Source organism: Rhizobium sp. A22-96 (genome assembly GCF_053521805.1).
The window spans coordinates 592,622-608,738 of record NZ_JBNWDQ010000003.1 but is presented as its reverse complement, the minus strand read 5'-3'; the positions used below and the strand labels follow the sequence as shown (position 1 = coordinate 608,738).

15 protein-coding genes and 3 tRNA genes are annotated in these 16,117 nt (G+C 59.1%); 1 reads left to right on the top strand and 17 read right to left on the bottom strand.

Annotated features, from left to right (window positions below):
- Positions 1-11: 11 nt before the first annotated feature.
- From ACQZ6F_RS15700 to ACQZ6F_RS15620, 17 genes are all read right to left on the bottom strand, one after another.
- Positions 12-1,523, bottom strand: a complete 1,512-nt coding sequence (locus tag ACQZ6F_RS15700) for an NADH-quinone oxidoreductase subunit M (protein ID WP_068385919.1) — start codon at positions 1,521-1,523, stop codon at positions 12-14.
- Positions 1,523-3,517 carry an NADH-quinone oxidoreductase subunit L gene (gene nuoL / locus ACQZ6F_RS15695; RefSeq protein WP_068385917.1) on the bottom strand — a complete coding sequence of 665 codons (1,995 nt, stop codon included), beginning with the start codon at positions 3,515-3,517 and terminating at the stop codon, positions 1,523-1,525. The genes ACQZ6F_RS15700 and nuoL overlap by 1 nt, the downstream gene beginning before the upstream one ends.
- 7 nt (positions 3,518-3,524) lie before the next feature.
- Positions 3,525-3,833 carry an NADH-quinone oxidoreductase subunit NuoK gene (gene nuoK / locus ACQZ6F_RS15690; protein ID WP_004122490.1) on the bottom strand — a complete coding sequence of 103 codons (309 nt, stop codon included), beginning with the start codon at positions 3,831-3,833 and terminating at the stop codon, positions 3,525-3,527.
- A 31-nt stretch (positions 3,834-3,864) separates the two neighbouring features.
- Positions 3,865-4,479: an NADH-quinone oxidoreductase subunit J gene (locus ACQZ6F_RS15685; protein WP_174071150.1), complete on the bottom strand. Its 615-nt coding sequence runs from the start codon at positions 4,477-4,479 to the stop codon at positions 3,865-3,867.
- A 149-nt stretch (positions 4,480-4,628) separates the two neighbouring features.
- The gene (gene nuoI / locus ACQZ6F_RS15680; protein ID WP_068385913.1) at positions 4,629-5,120 is read right to left on the bottom strand and encodes an NADH-quinone oxidoreductase subunit NuoI; all 492 of its coding nucleotides are present in this window, start codon (positions 5,118-5,120) and stop codon (positions 4,629-4,631) included.
- Between the two features lie 40 nt (positions 5,121-5,160).
- Entirely contained in the window at positions 5,161-6,204 is a 1,044-nt protein-coding gene (nuoH, locus tag ACQZ6F_RS15675; protein WP_068385911.1) for an NADH-quinone oxidoreductase subunit NuoH, read from the bottom strand.
- A gap of 12 nt (positions 6,205-6,216) precedes the next feature.
- Positions 6,217-8,298 carry an NADH-quinone oxidoreductase subunit NuoG gene (nuoG, locus tag ACQZ6F_RS15670; protein ID WP_267549571.1) on the bottom strand — a complete coding sequence of 694 codons (2,082 nt, stop codon included), beginning with the start codon at positions 8,296-8,298 and terminating at the stop codon, positions 6,217-6,219.
- 243 nt (positions 8,299-8,541) lie between these two features.
- On the bottom strand, positions 8,542-9,264 hold the full coding sequence (locus tag ACQZ6F_RS15665) for a 5' DNA nuclease (protein WP_449093427.1): 723 nt from the start codon (positions 9,262-9,264) through the stop codon (positions 8,542-8,544).
- A gap of 8 nt (positions 9,265-9,272) precedes the next feature.
- Positions 9,273-10,577, bottom strand: coding sequence for an NADH-quinone oxidoreductase subunit NuoF (gene nuoF, locus ACQZ6F_RS15660; RefSeq protein WP_449093428.1), 1,305 nt, complete (start codon positions 10,575-10,577; stop codon positions 9,273-9,275).
- 10 nt (positions 10,578-10,587) lie between these two features.
- Positions 10,588-11,694 carry an NADH-quinone oxidoreductase subunit NuoE gene (gene nuoE / locus ACQZ6F_RS15655; RefSeq protein WP_449093429.1) on the bottom strand — a complete coding sequence of 369 codons (1,107 nt, stop codon included), beginning with the start codon at positions 11,692-11,694 and terminating at the stop codon, positions 10,588-10,590.
- 15 nt (positions 11,695-11,709) lie between these two features.
- On the bottom strand, positions 11,710-12,027 hold the full coding sequence (locus tag ACQZ6F_RS15650) for a hypothetical protein (RefSeq protein ID WP_449093430.1): 318 nt from the start codon (positions 12,025-12,027) through the stop codon (positions 11,710-11,712).
- Positions 12,027-13,217: an NADH-quinone oxidoreductase subunit D gene (locus ACQZ6F_RS15645; RefSeq protein ID WP_449093431.1), complete on the bottom strand. Its 1,191-nt coding sequence runs from the start codon at positions 13,215-13,217 to the stop codon at positions 12,027-12,029. Before ACQZ6F_RS15645 ends, ACQZ6F_RS15650 begins: the two co-directional genes overlap by 1 nt.
- Positions 13,218-13,284: 67 nt before the next feature.
- Positions 13,285-13,887: an NADH-quinone oxidoreductase subunit C gene (locus tag ACQZ6F_RS15640; RefSeq protein ID WP_077470123.1), complete on the bottom strand. Its 603-nt coding sequence runs from the start codon at positions 13,885-13,887 to the stop codon at positions 13,285-13,287.
- A gap of 18 nt (positions 13,888-13,905) precedes the next feature.
- Positions 13,906-14,487 (bottom strand): NuoB/complex I 20 kDa subunit family protein, encoded by a 582-nt coding sequence (locus tag ACQZ6F_RS15635; protein ID WP_077470122.1) that lies wholly within the window; start codon positions 14,485-14,487, stop codon positions 13,906-13,908.
- Positions 14,478-14,843: an NADH-quinone oxidoreductase subunit A gene (locus tag ACQZ6F_RS15630; protein WP_034489570.1), complete on the bottom strand. Its 366-nt coding sequence runs from the start codon at positions 14,841-14,843 to the stop codon at positions 14,478-14,480. Before ACQZ6F_RS15630 ends, ACQZ6F_RS15635 begins: the two co-directional genes overlap by 10 nt.
- A 260-nt stretch (positions 14,844-15,103) precedes the next feature.
- A tRNA-Asp gene (locus tag ACQZ6F_RS15625) sits at positions 15,104-15,180 on the bottom strand.
- 49 nt (positions 15,181-15,229) lie between these two features.
- Positions 15,230-15,306: transfer RNA gene (locus tag ACQZ6F_RS15620), tRNA-Asp, on the bottom strand.
- A 389-nt stretch (positions 15,307-15,695) separates the two neighbouring features.
- On the opposite strand from ACQZ6F_RS15620, the gene ACQZ6F_RS15615 reads away from it, so the two are divergent.
- A tRNA-Val gene (locus ACQZ6F_RS15615) sits at positions 15,696-15,771 on the top strand.
- The last annotated feature ends 346 nt before the right edge of the window (positions 15,772-16,117 follow it).

Sequence of the window (16,117 nt, the reverse complement as noted above, 5' to 3'; positions counted from 1 at the left end):
AGGTCCCGTCATCAATTCATCGACAGCGCAACATTCTGCGCAGCGTGCAGGGCAGCGGTGTAATTGTTTACCAGAAGGTCCACCGAAGCGGCCGTGGCATCAAAGATCGGAGCCGGATAGACACCGAAGAGGATCGTCAGCGCGATCAGCGGATAAAGGATCAACTGTTCACGTGGCGACAGATCCAGCAGCTTCTTCAGGTTTTCCTTTTCCAGCACGCCGAAAATGACGCGGCGATATAGCCAGAGCGCATAGGCAGCCGACAGGATGACGCCGGTGGCGGCAAACAGTGCGACCCATGTGTTGACACGGAAGACGCCGATCAGCGTGAGGAATTCACCGATGAAGCCGGAGGTGCCGGGCAGACCGACATTGGCCATCGTAAAGACCATCATCGCGACCGCGTATTTCGGCATGTTGTTGACCAGGCCGCCATAGGCCGCGATTTCGCGGGTATGGGTCCGGTCGTAGATCACGCCGACGCAGAGGAAGAGAGCGCCCGAAACGATGCCGTGCGACAGCATCTGGAAGATCGCGCCCTGGACGCCCTGCTGGTTGGCAGCGAAGATGCCCATCGTCACGTAGCCCATGTGGGCGACCGAGGAGTAAGCGATCAGCTTCTTGATGTCTTCCTGCATCAGCGCCACCAGCGAGGTGTAGATGATGGCGATGACCGACAGCGCGAAGACGAACGGCGCGAAATATTCCGACGCATTCGGGAACATGCCGAGCGAGAAGCGGATGAGGCCGTAGCCGCCGAGCTTCAGGAGGACGCCTGCCAGGATGACGGAGCCAGCCGTCGGCGCCTGAACGTGGGCATCTGGCAGCCAGGTGTGGACCGGCCACATCGGCATCTTCACCGCAAAGGAGGCGAAGAAGGCCAGCCATAGCCACGTCTGCATCTGCGGCGGGAACTTGTAGGCCAGCAGCGACGGGATGTCGGTCGTGCCGGACTGCCAGTACATCGCCATGATGGCGAGCAGCATCAGCACCGAGCCGAGCAGCGTGTACAGGAAGAACTTGTAGCTGGCGTAGACGCGATCCTTGCCGCCCCAGACGCCGATGATCAGGAACATCGGGATCAGGCCGGCTTCGAAGAAGACGTAGAACAGCACGATATCGAGCGACACGAAGACGCCGATCATCATCGTCTCAAGGACGAGGAAGGCGATCATGTAGTCCTTCAGGCGCTTTTCCACCGAGAGCCAGCTTGCCAGCACGCAGAAGGGCATCAGGAAGGTCGACAGGATGACGAACAGCATGGAGATGCCGTCGACGCCCATGTGATAGCTGATGCCGGTGGTCAGCCAGTCATGCTTCTCGATCATCTGGAAGCCCGGATTGGCGTTGTCGAACCAGATCCAGATGAACAGCGACACGATGAAGGTGAAGACCGTCGTCGCCAGCGAAATATTCAGGATGTTGCGGCGGCCGTTGGGTCCGTCATCCCGCGTAAACAGCAGGAGAAGGACGCCCACCAGCGGCAGGAACGTGACCGTTGAGAGAATAGGCCAATCGGTCATCAAAGGGCACTCCCGAGCATCATCCAGGTAACGAGGGCTGCAATGCCGAGCAGCATCGCAAAGGCATAGTGATAGAGGTAACCGGTCTGCAGGCGCACGACGCGGTTGGTGACGTCGACGACGCGGGCGGCAATGCCGTTCGGGCCGTAGGTATCGATGACACCGACGTCACCCTTCTTCCAGAGGAAGCGTCCGATCGCCTTGGCGGAACGAACGAAGATGAAGTCGTAGAGTTCATCGAAGTACCACTTGTTCAACAAGAACTCGTAGAGCGGACGCTGCTGCTGAGCGAGCCTGCGCGGCGTCTCCGGCGACTTGATGTACATGTACCAGGCAACCACGAAGCCGACGACCATCGCGATGAACGGGCTGAGCTCGACCCAGTGCGGAGCATGTTCCATCTCTTCGAGGATCTTGTTATCAGGCAGCGTGAAGAGCGCGTGCTTCCAGAATTCCTCGTAGTCGTGACCTACGAAGTACTCATGGAAATACCAGCCGGCGAATACGGCGCCGATCGCCAGCAGATAAAGCGGGATCAGCATGACATTCGGCGATTCATGGACGTGATGCATGACCTCGTGCGAAGCGCGGGGCTTGCCGTAGAAAGTCATGAAAATCAGGCGCCATGAGTAGAAGCTGGTGAACAGAGCGGCGATAACCAGCAGCGTGAAGGCAAAGCCTGACGCCGGATTGTGCGAGGTGTACGCAGCCTCGATGATCGCGTCCTTGGAGAAGAAGCCGGCAAAGCCGATCGGCGAGAACGGAATGCCGACACCGGTGATCGCCAGCGTGCCGATCATCATCATCCAGTAGGTCTTCTTGATGTGTGTGCGAAGACCACCCATGTGACGCATATCCTGCTCGCCATCGACGGCATGGATGACCGAGCCGGCGCAAAGGAACAGAAGAGCCTTGAAGAAGGCATGCGTGAACAGGTGGAAGATGGCCGCGCCGTAAGCGCCGACGCCGAGGGCGACGAACATGTAGCCCAGCTGCGAACAGGTCGAGTAGGCGATGACGCGCTTGATATCGTTCTGCACGAGGCCGACGGTTGCCGCGAAGAAGGCGGTGATCGCGCCGATGATGGTGACGAAAGTCAGCGCGTCAGGCGAAAGTTCGAAGATCGGCGACATACGGGCGACGAGGAAGACACCCGCGGTGACCATGGTTGCGGCATGAATGAGTGCCGAGACCGGGGTCGGGCCTTCCATGGCGTCCGGCAGCCAGGTGTGCAGCAGGAACTGTGCCGACTTGCCCATCGCGCCCATGAAGAGCAGCAGGCAGACGCCGGTCAGTGCCTGGGCACGATCAAGATGCAGGCCGAAGAGGTTCAGCACGATATCGGTCGGCTGGCCACCCTGCCCCGAAGCGAAGCTCTGAGCATTGCCGAAGATCACGTCGAAATTGATCGAACCGAAAAGAACGAAGACGCCTGCAATGCCGAGCACGAAGCCGAAGTCGCCGACGCGGTTGACGATGAAGGCCTTCATTGCGGCCGCCGATGCCGAAGGCTTCTTGAACCAGAAGCCGATCAGCAGATAGGAGGCCAGACCGACGCCTTCCCAGCCGAAGAACATCTGGGCGAGGTTATCGGAGGTCACCAGCATGAGCATGGCGAAGGTGAAGAGCGAGAGATAGGCGAAGAAGCGCGGACGATGCGGATCGTGGTGCATGTACCCGATCGAATAGATGTGAACCAGCGTCGAGACCGAGTTCACGACGATCAGCATGACAGAGGTCAGCGTGTCGACGCGCAGCGACCAGGAGACGTCGATGCCGCCGGACTGGATCCAGCGCAGCACCTCGACCTTGATCGCTCCATCCGGGTGGCCGAGCGCCACCGTGAAGAAGACGATCCATGACAGCACTGCGGCAATGATCATCAGGCCGCTGGTGACATATTCGGAAGCCTTGGCGCCGATCGCGCGACCGAAAAGGCCGGCGATGATCGCACCGATCAAGGGAAGAAAGACGATAGCCTTATATAAGAACATAGCTGTATCAGCCCTTCATCACGTTGACGTCTTCGACCGCGATAGAGCCGCGGTTACGATAGAAGACGACGAGAATTGCAAGACCGATCGCAGCCTCGGCGGCGGCGACAGTCAAAATGAACAGAGCGAAGACTTGGCCGACGATATCGTTAAGGAACGACGAGAAGGCGACCATGTTGATGTTGACCGCGAGCAATATGAGCTCGATCGACATCAGGATAATGATGACATTCTTGCGGTTCAGGAAAATACCGAAGACGCCGAGCACGAAGAGGATGGCGCTGACCGTGAGGTAGTGGGAAAGTCCGATGACCATGATGTTGTTCCTTTGATCCTCGTGCCTCGCCTCAGACGCCCTGCCCCGGCTTGACCTTGACCACCTCGACGGCGGTCGCGGGCGTGCGGGCGACCTGTTGGGAAATATTCTGGCGCTTGATGTGCGTGCGATGCTTCAATGTCAGCACGATCGCGCCGATCATCGCCACCAGCAGCACGAGGCCGGCGATCTCGAAGAAATAGACGTAGTTGGTGTAGAGGACGTCGCCGAGGGCGGCGGTGTTCGTGCGGTCCGCAATCGCGGGGATCGGCATGGCGACCGACTTGGCAATGGTCGGCGAAATCACGCTGCCACCAATGACCACGATCAGTTCCGCGGCAAGAATGATGCCGATCAAGGCGCCGATCGGTGCATATTCAAGAATGCCGGACCTGAGCTCGGAGAAGTCGATGTCGAGCATCATGACGACGAAGAGGAAGAGAACCGCCACGGCGCCGACATAAACGACCAGCAGGATCATCGCCAGGAACTCAGCCCCCATCAACAGGAAGAGGCCGGCCGCGTTGAAGAAAACCAGGATGAGGAACAGGACCGAATGGACCGGATTCCGCGCCGAGATGACCATGAACGCCGACGCCACAGCGACAAAGGCGAAGATATAGAAAAAAAGAGCCTGCAGACCCATGTTGGTGCCTTTTTCGTCTTCCCCCGGGCAGCTGGGAGGTCCCCTGCCCGATGGAGCTCAGTCAGACCTTGGTCCAGCAAAGCTCCGGTCTAGATTTAACCGCGACGGCGACAATCGCGCCGCCTGTCACGGCATATTCAAAACTCCGCTTAGCGGTACGGCGAATCCAGCGCGATGTTGTGCGCGATTTCGCGTTCCCAGCGGTCGCCATTGTCCAAAAGCCGCGCCTTGTCGAAATAGAGTTCTTCGCGGGTTTCGGTGGCGAATTCGAAATTCGGCCCTTCGACGATGGCGTCGACCGGGCAGGCTTCCTGGCAGAAGCCGCAATAGATGCACTTCACCATGTCGATGTCGTAACGCACCGTACGGCGGGTGCCGTCGTTGCGGCGCGGCCCCGCCTCGATGGTGATGGCCTGGGCAGGACAGATGGCTTCGCAGAGCTTGCAGGCGATGCAGCGCTCCTCGCCGTTGGGATAACGGCGCAAGGCGTGTTCGCCACGAAAGCGTGGGCTGACCGGTCCCTTTTCAAAGGGGTAGTTGATCGTTGCCTTCTGCTTGAAGAAGTAACGCATCGACAAAAAGAATGCGCCGACAAATTCCTTGAGGAACAGCGAGCTGACGGCGTTGGAAATTCCGGCCATCTTCAACCTCCAAATCTGCTTGAAGCGAGGATCGACATTATCATGCCCATCCCGTCAGCTTCAGCACGAATGCAACGATAACGACCATGGCGAGCGACAGTGGCAGGAACACCTTCCAGCCGAGACGCATGAGCTGGTCATAGCGGTAGCGGGGCACGAAAGCCTTCACCATCGCGAACATGAAGAAAACAAGGCACGACTTCAAAAGGAACCAGATGATGCCGGGAACCCAGTTCAGGATCCAGATATCGACCGGGGGCAGCCAGCCGCCAAGGAAGAGGATCGTGGTCAGCGAGCACATCAGGACGACGGCAGCGTATTCGCCGAGCATGAACATCATGTACGGAGAAGAGCCATATTCCACCATGAAGCCGGCAACCAGCTCCGATTCCGCTTCCGGAAGGTCGAAGGGCGGACGGTTGGTTTCAGCCAGCGCCGAGATGAAGAACACGATGAACATCGGGAACAGCGACAGCCAGTGCCAGTCGAGGAAGGATGCCGGCAGGCCGAGCTTGGTGCCGAGACCGGTCTGCTGCGACAGCACGATGTCCGTGAGGTTCAGCGAACCGACGCAGAGCAGAACGGTGACGATGACAAGGCCGATCGAGACTTCGTAGGACACCATCTGTGCGGCGGAGCGCAGCGCGCCAAGGAACGGATACTTCGAGTTCGAAGCCCAGCCACCCATGATGATGCCGTAAACTTCGAGCGACGAGATTGCCAGAATGTAGAGAATGCCGACATTGATATCGGCCACGACCCAGTTCTGAGCCACCGGCACGACGGCCCAGGTGGACAGCGCCAGCACCACGGAAACCAGCGGCGCGAGCAGAAACACAGTCTTGTTGGCGCCGGCCGGAATGATCGGCTCCTTGACCATGAACTTCAGAAGGTCGGCGAAGGACTGAAACAGGCCGAACGGACCAACAATGTTCGGGCCGCGGCGCAGCTGAACCGCCGCCCAGATCTTGCGGTCGGCAAGAAGGATATAGGCGATGAAGATCAGCAGGCAGACCAGGAGCAGCAGGGACTGACCGATGATAATCAGCGCCGGCCAAAGATAGGTCGAAACGAATGAATCCATAGTCCTCTGCCTTTACTCTGCCGCAGCCTGGAAATTGTTGCGGGCCAACGCCGAGCACTCCGCCATGACAGCCGAGGCACGCGTTATCGGGTTCGTCAAATAGAAGTCTTTGATCGGCGAAGCAAACGCGGATTTGCCCATCGCGCCGGCTTTTTTCGCAAGTGCGACAATTTGAGCGCTATCGCCTTCGGCGATCTCATCAATGGCGGCGAAATGCGGGAAAGCAGCATAGAGCTTCGCGCGCAATTCCCTCAGCGAATCAAAGGGAAGCTTGTTGCCGAGCACATCGGAAAGGGCGCGGATGACGGCCCAGTCCTCGCGGGCATCGCCCGGCGCGAAACCGGCCCGGTTGCCCATCTGAACGCGGCCCTCAGTGTTGACCCAGGTGCCCGACTTTTCGGTGTAGGCCGCAGCCGGCAGGATGACGTCGGCACTCTGAGCGCCGTTGTCGCCATGCGAGCCGATATAAACAGTGAACTTCGCGCCCTTGCGGCTGAAATCGAGCTCATCGGCACCGAGCAGGAAGAGCACATCCATCGAGGACAGCATGGCTGCCGCATCAACACCCTTTGCACCGGGTACGAAGCCGAGATCAAGGCCTCCGACGCGCGACGCTGCGGTATGCAGCACCGCAAAGCCGTTCCAGCCGTCCTTGACGACGCCGACAGCAGCGGCGAGCTTGGCGGCGTTTGCCAGCACCTGCGCGCCGTCTTCGCGGATCAGCGCACCCTGGCCGATGATGATCATCGGCTTCTGAGCGTTCTTCAGAACGTCGGCGAACTTGTGCGAGCCGCTAACGAGGTCAGCAAGCGTATCCGGGCCGGCGCCGAGATAATCATAGGAGTAGCGCAGATCAGAATGTTCGCCGATCACACCGATCGGGAACTTGCCCCGACGCCAGCGCTTACGGATGCGCGAATTCATCACGGCTGCTTCGAAGCGCGGGTTGGCGCCGACGATCAGCAATGCATCGGCGGCTTCAATGCCTTCAATGGTGGGGTTGAAGATGTAGCTTGCGCGGCCAAGCGACGGATCAAGCGCCGTCCCGTCCTGGCGACAGTCGAGATTTTCCGAGCCGAGCGATTTCAGCAGTTCGGACAGAGCGTACATCTCTTCGACCGAAGCGAGATCACCGGCGATGGCGCCGATCTTCTCGCCGCTGGTGGCAGACACTGCCGACTTTATGGCGGCGAAGGCATCGCTCCACGTCGCGGCCTGCAGACGACCGTCCTTGCGGACGTAAGGCTTGTCGAGGCGCTGCGTCTTCAGGCCATCCCAGATGAAGCGGGTCTTGTCGGAGATCCACTCTTCGTTGATCTGCTCGTTCACGCGCGGCAGCACGCGCATGACTTCGCGGCCACGCGTGTCGACGCGGATGGCCGAGCCGAGCGCGTCCATGACGTCGATCGATTCGGTCTTGTTCAGCTCCCACGGGCGGGCCGTGAAGGCAAAAGGCTTGGAGGTGAGCGCGCCGACCGGGCAAAGGTCGACAACGTTGCCCTGCAGCTCCGAGGTCATCGCCTGTTCGAGATAGGTGGTGATCTCCGCATCTTCACCACGGCCGATCAGGCCCAGCTCGGAAATGCCGGCGACCTCGGTCGTGAAGCGGACGCAGCGCGTGCAGTGAATGCAGCGGTTCATCACGGTCTTGACGAGCGGTCCGATATACTTGTCTTCGACGGCGCGCTTGTCTTCCTGATAGCGCGAACTGTCGATACCGAAGGCCATGGCCTGGTCCTGCAGGTCGCACTCGCCGCCCTGGTCGCAGATCGGGCAATCCAGCGGGTGGTTGATCAGCAGGAATTCCATCACACCTTCGCGGGCCTTCTTGACCATCGGCGTGTTGGTGAAGACTTCCGGAAGCTCGCCGTTCGGGCCGCCGCGGATGTCGCGCACGCCCATGGCGCAGGATGCCTGCGGCTTCGGCGGGCCACCCTTCACCTCGACGAGGCACATGCGGCAATTGCCGGCCACCGACAGTCGTTCATGGAAGCAGAAGCGCGGGACTTCGGCGCCGGCTTCCTCGCACGCCTGGATAAGCGTGTAGTGATCCGGAACTTCGATCTCTTTACCGTCAATCTTCAGTTTAGCCATCGTCCACTCAGTCCTATGTCACGTCTGCAGCCGAACCTGGCCGCAGACAATTTCATAATCGCAAGACCAGCTTGCCACCGGCACGGCACGAAACCGTGTGGCGCCAGTTTGCTTGTCATAAGCTTTGCCCAATCTTGTCCCCGCAAGACCGGCGCCGGTCGAAACATTGGGGGTCATACCCGCAACGTTTCCACCGCCTTCATTCACTTTCCTCGATCGCCTGAGGCTTTCGGGGAAAAAATCTCAGCTCCGGCCCTTCGGCAGGAGTGCCTTTGCCTGGCCGACCCAATCGTCGCGCCTGATGCGGCCGTCAAAGCCGAGCTCGGCATCGATCCGCACGATATCCGCGTCGCTCCAGGCCGCGATATCAGCAAAGCGCTGGATCCCACGTCCGTTGAGCACCTGCTCCAGCTTCGGACCGACGCCCGAAATCCGCTTCAGATCATCAGCCTTCACAGCAACCTTGCGGCTGCGCGCGGGAGCCGGCTTGGCTGCAACCGGTGCCGCCACTTCGACCTTGGCCTTGCTTTTGGCAGGCGCCGTCACGGTCGCGGCAGCCGCAACCGGCTTCGGTTCGGCCTTCTTTGCGACCGCAGGTTTTGCCTTGGCAGTCACGGGTTTTGATACAGCAGGCTTGGCAGCAGGCTTTGCTTCCCCTGCCCCCTCCTTCTTTGCCGCCGGCTTTTCGTCGGCGGCCGCGACAGTTTTTGCGGTCGGCACGACAGCGCGCTTGTTGGCGGCCTCGACGGCCCCCTGGAGCGCACCGAAGAATGCACCGGCAATCTGCGACGTGACGCCGAAGCCTATGGCAGCCGCAGCGGCAAACGCTGCCGCCGGATGAGCCATCAGCGGATGGATCGGCATTGTTGGCGCGTTCCGCAGCATATCGGCAGCGACGCGGCCGAGATCAGCCGATGCATTATCGGCCGCTCCGCTGTCCTGCTTGATATCCCTGGTCTTCGCCATGACAATCCTTACTCCGCTGCTTCCAGCACTGCGCCGTGGCTCGTCGCGTTGGCCGTATACTGATCGATACGCTTTTCGATCTCCGGGCGGAAGTTGCGGATCAGACCTTGCACCGGCCATGCGGCCGCGTCACCGAGTGCACAGATGGTATGACCTTCGATCTGCTTCGTCACCTGGAACAGCATGTCGATCTCGCGCTTCTGCGCATTGCCGCGCGCCATACGCTCCAGAACGCGCCACATCCAGCCCGTTCCTTCGCGGCACGGCGTACACTGGCCGCAGCTCTCATGCTTGAAGAAGGCCGAGATGCGGGCAATCGCCTTGATAACGTCGGTCGACTTGTCCATGACGATTGCCGCTGCGGTGCCGAAAGACGACTTGACTTCACGCAGGCCGTCAAAATCCATCGGGCAGTCGATAATGTCAGCCGCAGGAACGATCGGGCACGATGCGCCGCCGGGAATGACGGCGAGCAGATTGTCCCAGCCGCCACGAATACCGCCGCCATGTTTGTCAACCAGTTCGCGGAAGGTGATGCCCATGGTCTCTTCAACCGTGCACGGACGGTTGACGTGACCGGAAAGCATGAACAGCTTCGTGCCGACATTGTTCGGACGACCGAAGGAGGAGAACCAGCCGGCACCGCGACGCAGGATCGTCGGAGCAACGGCGATCGACTCGACGTTGTTGACGGTCGTCGGGCAACCATAGAGGCCCATATTGGCCGGGAATGGCGGCTTCAGGCGCGGTTGGCCCTTCTTGCCTTCCAGGCTTTCGAGCAGCGCGGTCTCTTCGCCGCAGATGTAAGCGCCGGCGCCATGATGAACATAAACATCATAATCCCAGCCCAACTTGTTGTTTTTTCCCAGAAGTCCGGCATCGTAGCATTCGTCGATTGCCGCCTGCAGGGCTTCACGTTCGCGCATATATTCGCCGCGAACGTAGATATAAGCGGTGTTTGCGCCCATGGCGAAACCGGCGATGACGCAGCCTTCGATCAGCGTGTGCGGATCGTGGCGCATGATATCGCGGTCTTTGCAGGTGCCCGGTTCGGACTCGTCGGCGTTGACCACGAGATAATGCGGACGCCCGTCGCTTTCCTTCGGCATGAAGGACCACTTGAGGCCGGTCGGGAAGCCTGCGCCGCCGCGACCGCGAAGGCCGGAAGCCTTCATCTCGTTGATGATCCAGTCACGACCCTTTTCGAGGATCTGCTTGGTGCCGTCCCAATGGCCGCGCGACATCGCGCCTTTCAGGGACTTGTCCTTGAGGCCGTAGATATTGGTAAAGATGCGATCTTGATCTTGTAACATGCTTCACCTCTTACCGCGGCTTCTTGCCGAAGACCTTGATATATTCTGCTTCGCCACCCTTAGCGAGTGCCTTGGCCTGCTTGATCCAATCGTCGCGTTCGATCCGACCCTTGAAATTCAGATAGCCATCGACCCATTCGCGCTCGGCCTTCTTCCAGCTCGCAATCTGCGCGAAGGTGAAGATGCCCAACTCGTGCAGGATTGACTCGATCTTCGGACCAACGCCGGAAATGAGCTGGATATCGTCCGGCTGCGCGGGCTTCTCGATGCCGGCGGGACGGTTCTTGTCCGTCAGTGACGGCTTCTGCGTCGTCTCGGTCTTCTCCCCTGCCACCGGCTGCGCTTCCGCAGACTTGGCATTCTTCGCCGCTTCGGCCGGCGCAGTCGCAGGTGTCTTCAGGCTCTGGTTGGTTTCGGCGTCCGTGCTCTTTACGCGTGCCGCTTCAGATGGCGGAACCGAAACGGCGTCAGCCTTGGCCTTGGCCGGCGTGCTCTTTGCCTTCGGTTCTTCTGATGTCAACGACGTCAATCCGCCTTCCGGCGCGGAGAACACGCGATCGATCTGCGGGCCTGTCGGAACTTCGCCGCCCTTGCCTGCCGCGAACGCGTCGATGATCTCTTCGAGACGTGTCGGCGTCAGATCCTCGTAGGTATCCTTGCCGATCACCACCATCGGTGCGTTGACGCAGGCGCCCTGACATTCAACTTCTTCCCAGGACAGCGTGCCGTCGGCATTGCGATCGAAGGCGTGTGCATTGATCTTGCTCTTGCAGACCTTGATCAGCCCTTCCGCGCCGCGCAGCATGCAGGGCGTCGTGCCGCAAACCTGAACATGGGCGCGCGTGCCGACCGGATGCAGCTGGAACTGCGTGTAGAAGGTCGCGACTTCGAGCGCGCGGATATGGGCCATATCCAGCATGTCGGCTATCGTTTCGATAGCCGCCCTGGTGACCCAGCCATCCTGCTCCTGCGCGCGCATCATCAATGGAATGATGGCGGACTGCTGGCGACCCTCGGGGTATTTCTTGATCGTCTTTTCCGCCCAAACCGCATTCTCATCGCTGAAAGCGAAGGCGGCAGGCTGGAATTGATCTTCGGCTAGTCGACGAACGGACATCTTTCACGCCTTATCTCAGTTTAAGGACCCACACCGCGTATTCGTCAGAGACGAAAATTCGCAGGCGTAGGCCGACTGGTCTTTCTGCATAAACACAACGAACTTGCCACCGTTTGGCACAGCGGCCTTGATTTGATAACCGCGAGACAGGAGATCGGCCACGGTCGAATCCCCATCCGGCGAGACTGTGCTTTCACCCTTTGCAGCATTCGAGCCTGTTGTGTTCGAACCCTGCATTTTCATGTTTGGCAGGTTCTGCGTCTTGCCCACTTGCTGTGCCGAAGCACCGCAGGCGACCAGAAGCGCGGGAATGACAACCTGCCAGGCTCGCATCAACGATCCACCTCACCGAAGACGATGTCGAGCGAACCGAGAACTGCAGCAACGTCGGCGAGCTGATGGCCGCGGCACATGAAATCCATGGCCTGCAAATGCGCATAGCCCGGCGCACGGATCTTGCAGCGGTAAGGCTTGTTGGTGCCGTCGGAGACAAGGTAGACGCCGAACTCGCCCTTCGGCGCTTCGACGGCTGCGTAAACTTCGCCGGCCGGCACGTGATAGCCTTCGGTGTAAAGCTTGAAATGGTGGATCAAGGCTTCCATCGAGCGCTTCATTTCGCCACGCTTCGGCGGTACGACCTTACCATCAAGCGACGAGACCGGTCCGGTCTTCGCATCGCCGAGCAGGCGGTTGACGCACTGCTTCATGATGCGGACGGACTCACGCATTTCAATCATACGGATGAGGTAACGGTCGTAGCAGTCGCCGTTCTTGCCGATCGGAATGTCGAACTCGAGATCGGAATAGCATTCGTAGGGCTGCGACTTGCGCAGGTCCCATGCGGCACCCGAGCCACGAACCATGACGCCGGAGAAGCCCCAGGCCCAACAGTCTTCGAGCGAAACGACGCCGATATCGACGTTACGCTGTTTGAAAATACGGTTGCCGGTCAAAAGATCGTCGATATCGTCGAGCGCCTTCAGGAAGGGATCGCACCAATCGCCGATATCCTGAACGAGCTTTTCCGGAAGATCCTGGTGAACACCGCCTGGACGCACGTAAGCGGCATGCATGCGCGAGCCGGAGGCACGCTCATAGAACACCATCAGCTTTTCGCGCTCTTCGAAGCCCCAGAGCGGCGGCGTCAGCGCGCCGACGTCCATGGCCTGCGTGGTGACGTTCAGGAGATGCGACAGGATACGGCCGATTTCCGAATAGAGCACACGGATCAACTGGCCGCGGATCGGGATATCGATACCGAGCAGCTTCTCGACGGCCAGCGCATAGGCATGCTCCTGGTTCATCGGCGCGACGTAGTCGAGGCGGTCGAAATAAGGAACTGCCTGCAGATAGGTCTTGGTCTCGATCAGCTTTTCCGTGCCGCGATGCAGCAGGCCGATATGCGGATCGACGCGCTCCACAATTTCGCCGTCCAATTCGAGGACAAGACGCAAAACGCCGTGCGCGGCCGGATGCTGCGGGCCGAAATTGATGTTGAAGTTGCGAACGTTATGTTCTGTCATGGCGGCGATGCTCGCGTTGTCAGATATTCAGAGAATGGCAGGCCGAAGCCCGCCACACACCTTCAAATTATGCTTTCGCCTTTTCGTCACCCGGCAGCACGTAGTCCGTGCCTTCCCAGGGAGACAGAAAGTCGAAGTTGCGGAATTCCTGCTTCAGTTCCACAGGCTCGTAGACAACGCGCTTGGCAGCGTCGTCATAGCGAACTTCCACGAAACCGGTGGTCGGGAAATCCTTGCGGAGCGGATGGCCTTCGAAACCGTAGTCGGTCAGGATGCGGCGCAGATCCGGATGGCCGGTGAAGAGAACACCGTACATGTCCCAGGTTTCGCGCTCGAACCAATCAGCGCCGGGATAGATGCCACAGGCCGACGGCACAGGCTGATCCTCGCCGACGGGAACCTTGACGCGAATGCGCAGGTTCTTCTTCGGCGACAGCAGATGATAGACAACATCGAAACGGTCAGCACGCTGCGGCCAGTCGACACCGCAGATATCCGTCATGTTGACGAAGCCGCACTTGGCATCGTCACGCAGGAAGGTCAGCAGTCCGATAACGTTTTCGGCCGTCGTCGTCACGTTCAGCTCGCCGTACTTGATCTCGCTCGACGAGATCAAGGCGCTGCGAACTTCCGTGAGGTAAGCGGCGAGTTCGTTCAGGGCTTCACTCATAATGCCTTGTCCCCTGCCTTACCGTTCGATCGTGCCGGTGCGCCGGATCTTCTTCTGCAGCAGGAGCACGCCGTAAAGCAGCGCCTCTGCCGTGGGAGGACAGCCCGGTATGTAAATGTCGATCGGCACGATGCGATCGCATCCACGCACAACCGAATAGGAATAATGGTAGTAGCCGCCGCCGTTGGCACAGGATCCCATCGAGATGACGTAACGCGGCTCAGGCATCTGGTCGTAGACCTTGCGGAGCGCAGGAGCCATCTTGTTGGTCAGCGTACCGGCGACGATCATAACGTCGGACTGACGCGGCGAAGCGCGCGGCGCGAAACCGAAACGCTCGACGTCGTAACGCGGCATCGAAACCTGCATCATCTCGACGGCGCAGCATGCGAGACCGAAAGTCATCCACATCAACGAACCGGTACGGGCCCAGTTGATCAGCTCGTCGGTCGAGGTGACCAGAAAGCCCTTGTCGGCGAGCTCATTGTTGATCTCGCCGAAGAACGGATCGTTGCTGCCAACGGGCCGGCCGGTTGCAGGATCGATGATCCCCTTCGGCTGCGGCGCCACGAGCGGCGTGTTGCTTGGGGCTACTCCCATTCCAGGGCTCCCTTCTTCCATTCATAGATAAAGCCGATGGTCAGCACCGCGAGGAACACCATCATCGACCAGAACCCGAACCAGCCGATCGCACCGAAGGATACGGCCCAGGGGAAGAGGAAGGCGACTTCCAGGTCGAAGATGATGAAGAGAATCGATACCAGGTAGAAGCGGATATCGAACTTCATGCGGGCGTCATCGAATGCGTTGAAGCCGCATTCATAGGCCGAAAGCTTTTCGGAATCAGGCGCCTTGAAAGCGACGGCAAACGGCGTGATCAACAACGCCAGGCCAATCACCAAGGCAATACCAATGAAAATCGCTATCGGAATATAGGAACTGAGCAGTCCAGTCATCATGTCCATCCCTGCCTGCGATCAGCGCCGGGGCGGCGCATCTGAGCAAATGCCCAAGCAAGCGAAAGAGTGTTGCAACAAAGCCGTGGTTAGCGCAGCCGGAGCGCGGGCGCAAGCCTTTTGAATCGGTCGTTTGGAGTACTGTCGAGCGGTAGATATCAATATGTTGCGACGGCATCGCGACAAATTGGCGCAAACGCGAAAAGGGCCTTTCGCAATCGCAATAAATTGATGATTGATTGTAATGGCTTGGGAAAGAATGGCGCGAGTGACGGGGCTCGAACCCGCGACCTCCGGCGTGACAGGCCGGCACTCTAACCGACTGAGCTACACCCGCGCATTGTTTGGCCTTTCAGCCGAGTACCAAGTCCAGATTTGCCTTGAAATGGCGCGAGTGACGGGGCTCGAACCCGCGACCTCCGGCGTGACAGGCCGGCACTCTAACCAACTGAGCTACACCCGCATTTCATTTCAAGCATTCTGGACGCTTTCGCACCCATCAAAGCGGCCTCGCCGTTCGATGAGCGGCTAACTACGGGGTTCGCGTTTGGGTGTCAAGCAGGTTTGAATACAAATCGATGACAGAGCGAAAATTGTTTTGGACAAGCTCGAGCCCAATTTCCGCCCTTCCGATTTGACATAGCAGCCTCCCGCCTTGCGCATTTCATCAGAGCCTTACATGCGCTGTGAAAATCGCCCTGCCCTCGGATCTGCGCATGGGGATAGTGGCGGTCGAAACTGTTCAAAGATCAAAAAAATCAAAAAAACTTCACAAACACTCTTGCGGTTTTTCGTCGTTCCGCATAGATCACGGCCACCGAATGCGGCGGGCGAATATCCCGGTTTGCAGAAGGGCGATTAGCTCAGTTGGTAGAGCGCCTCGTTTACACCGAGGATGTCGGGAGTTCGAGTCTCTCATCGCCCACCATTCCCAAAACTATCCTGATTAAGAATACTTGCTGATCAGCACCGGTTTAGCGCTGGATGTGGAAGACGTCTGGCGATTGCGGCAGCTGCTCAATAGTTGCCGGTTATGACGATCCCCAGCAGCACCACGGAAACGAGCACGAGAGCCGCTATGATCATCAGCAGCTCTTTCAGCATAAATCTTTCCATCTTACCGCCATCCATGACGTTTGCTCCCCGCAAACAGTGATGTGTTGTCTATCCCAACGTCGAATCGGCGCATCAGGTTCGGTACAATTCCACATATATGCAGCCGCAATGTCAATTTCACGGTCATCGGGTTGCCTGACACTCCCAAAAATGAGCCG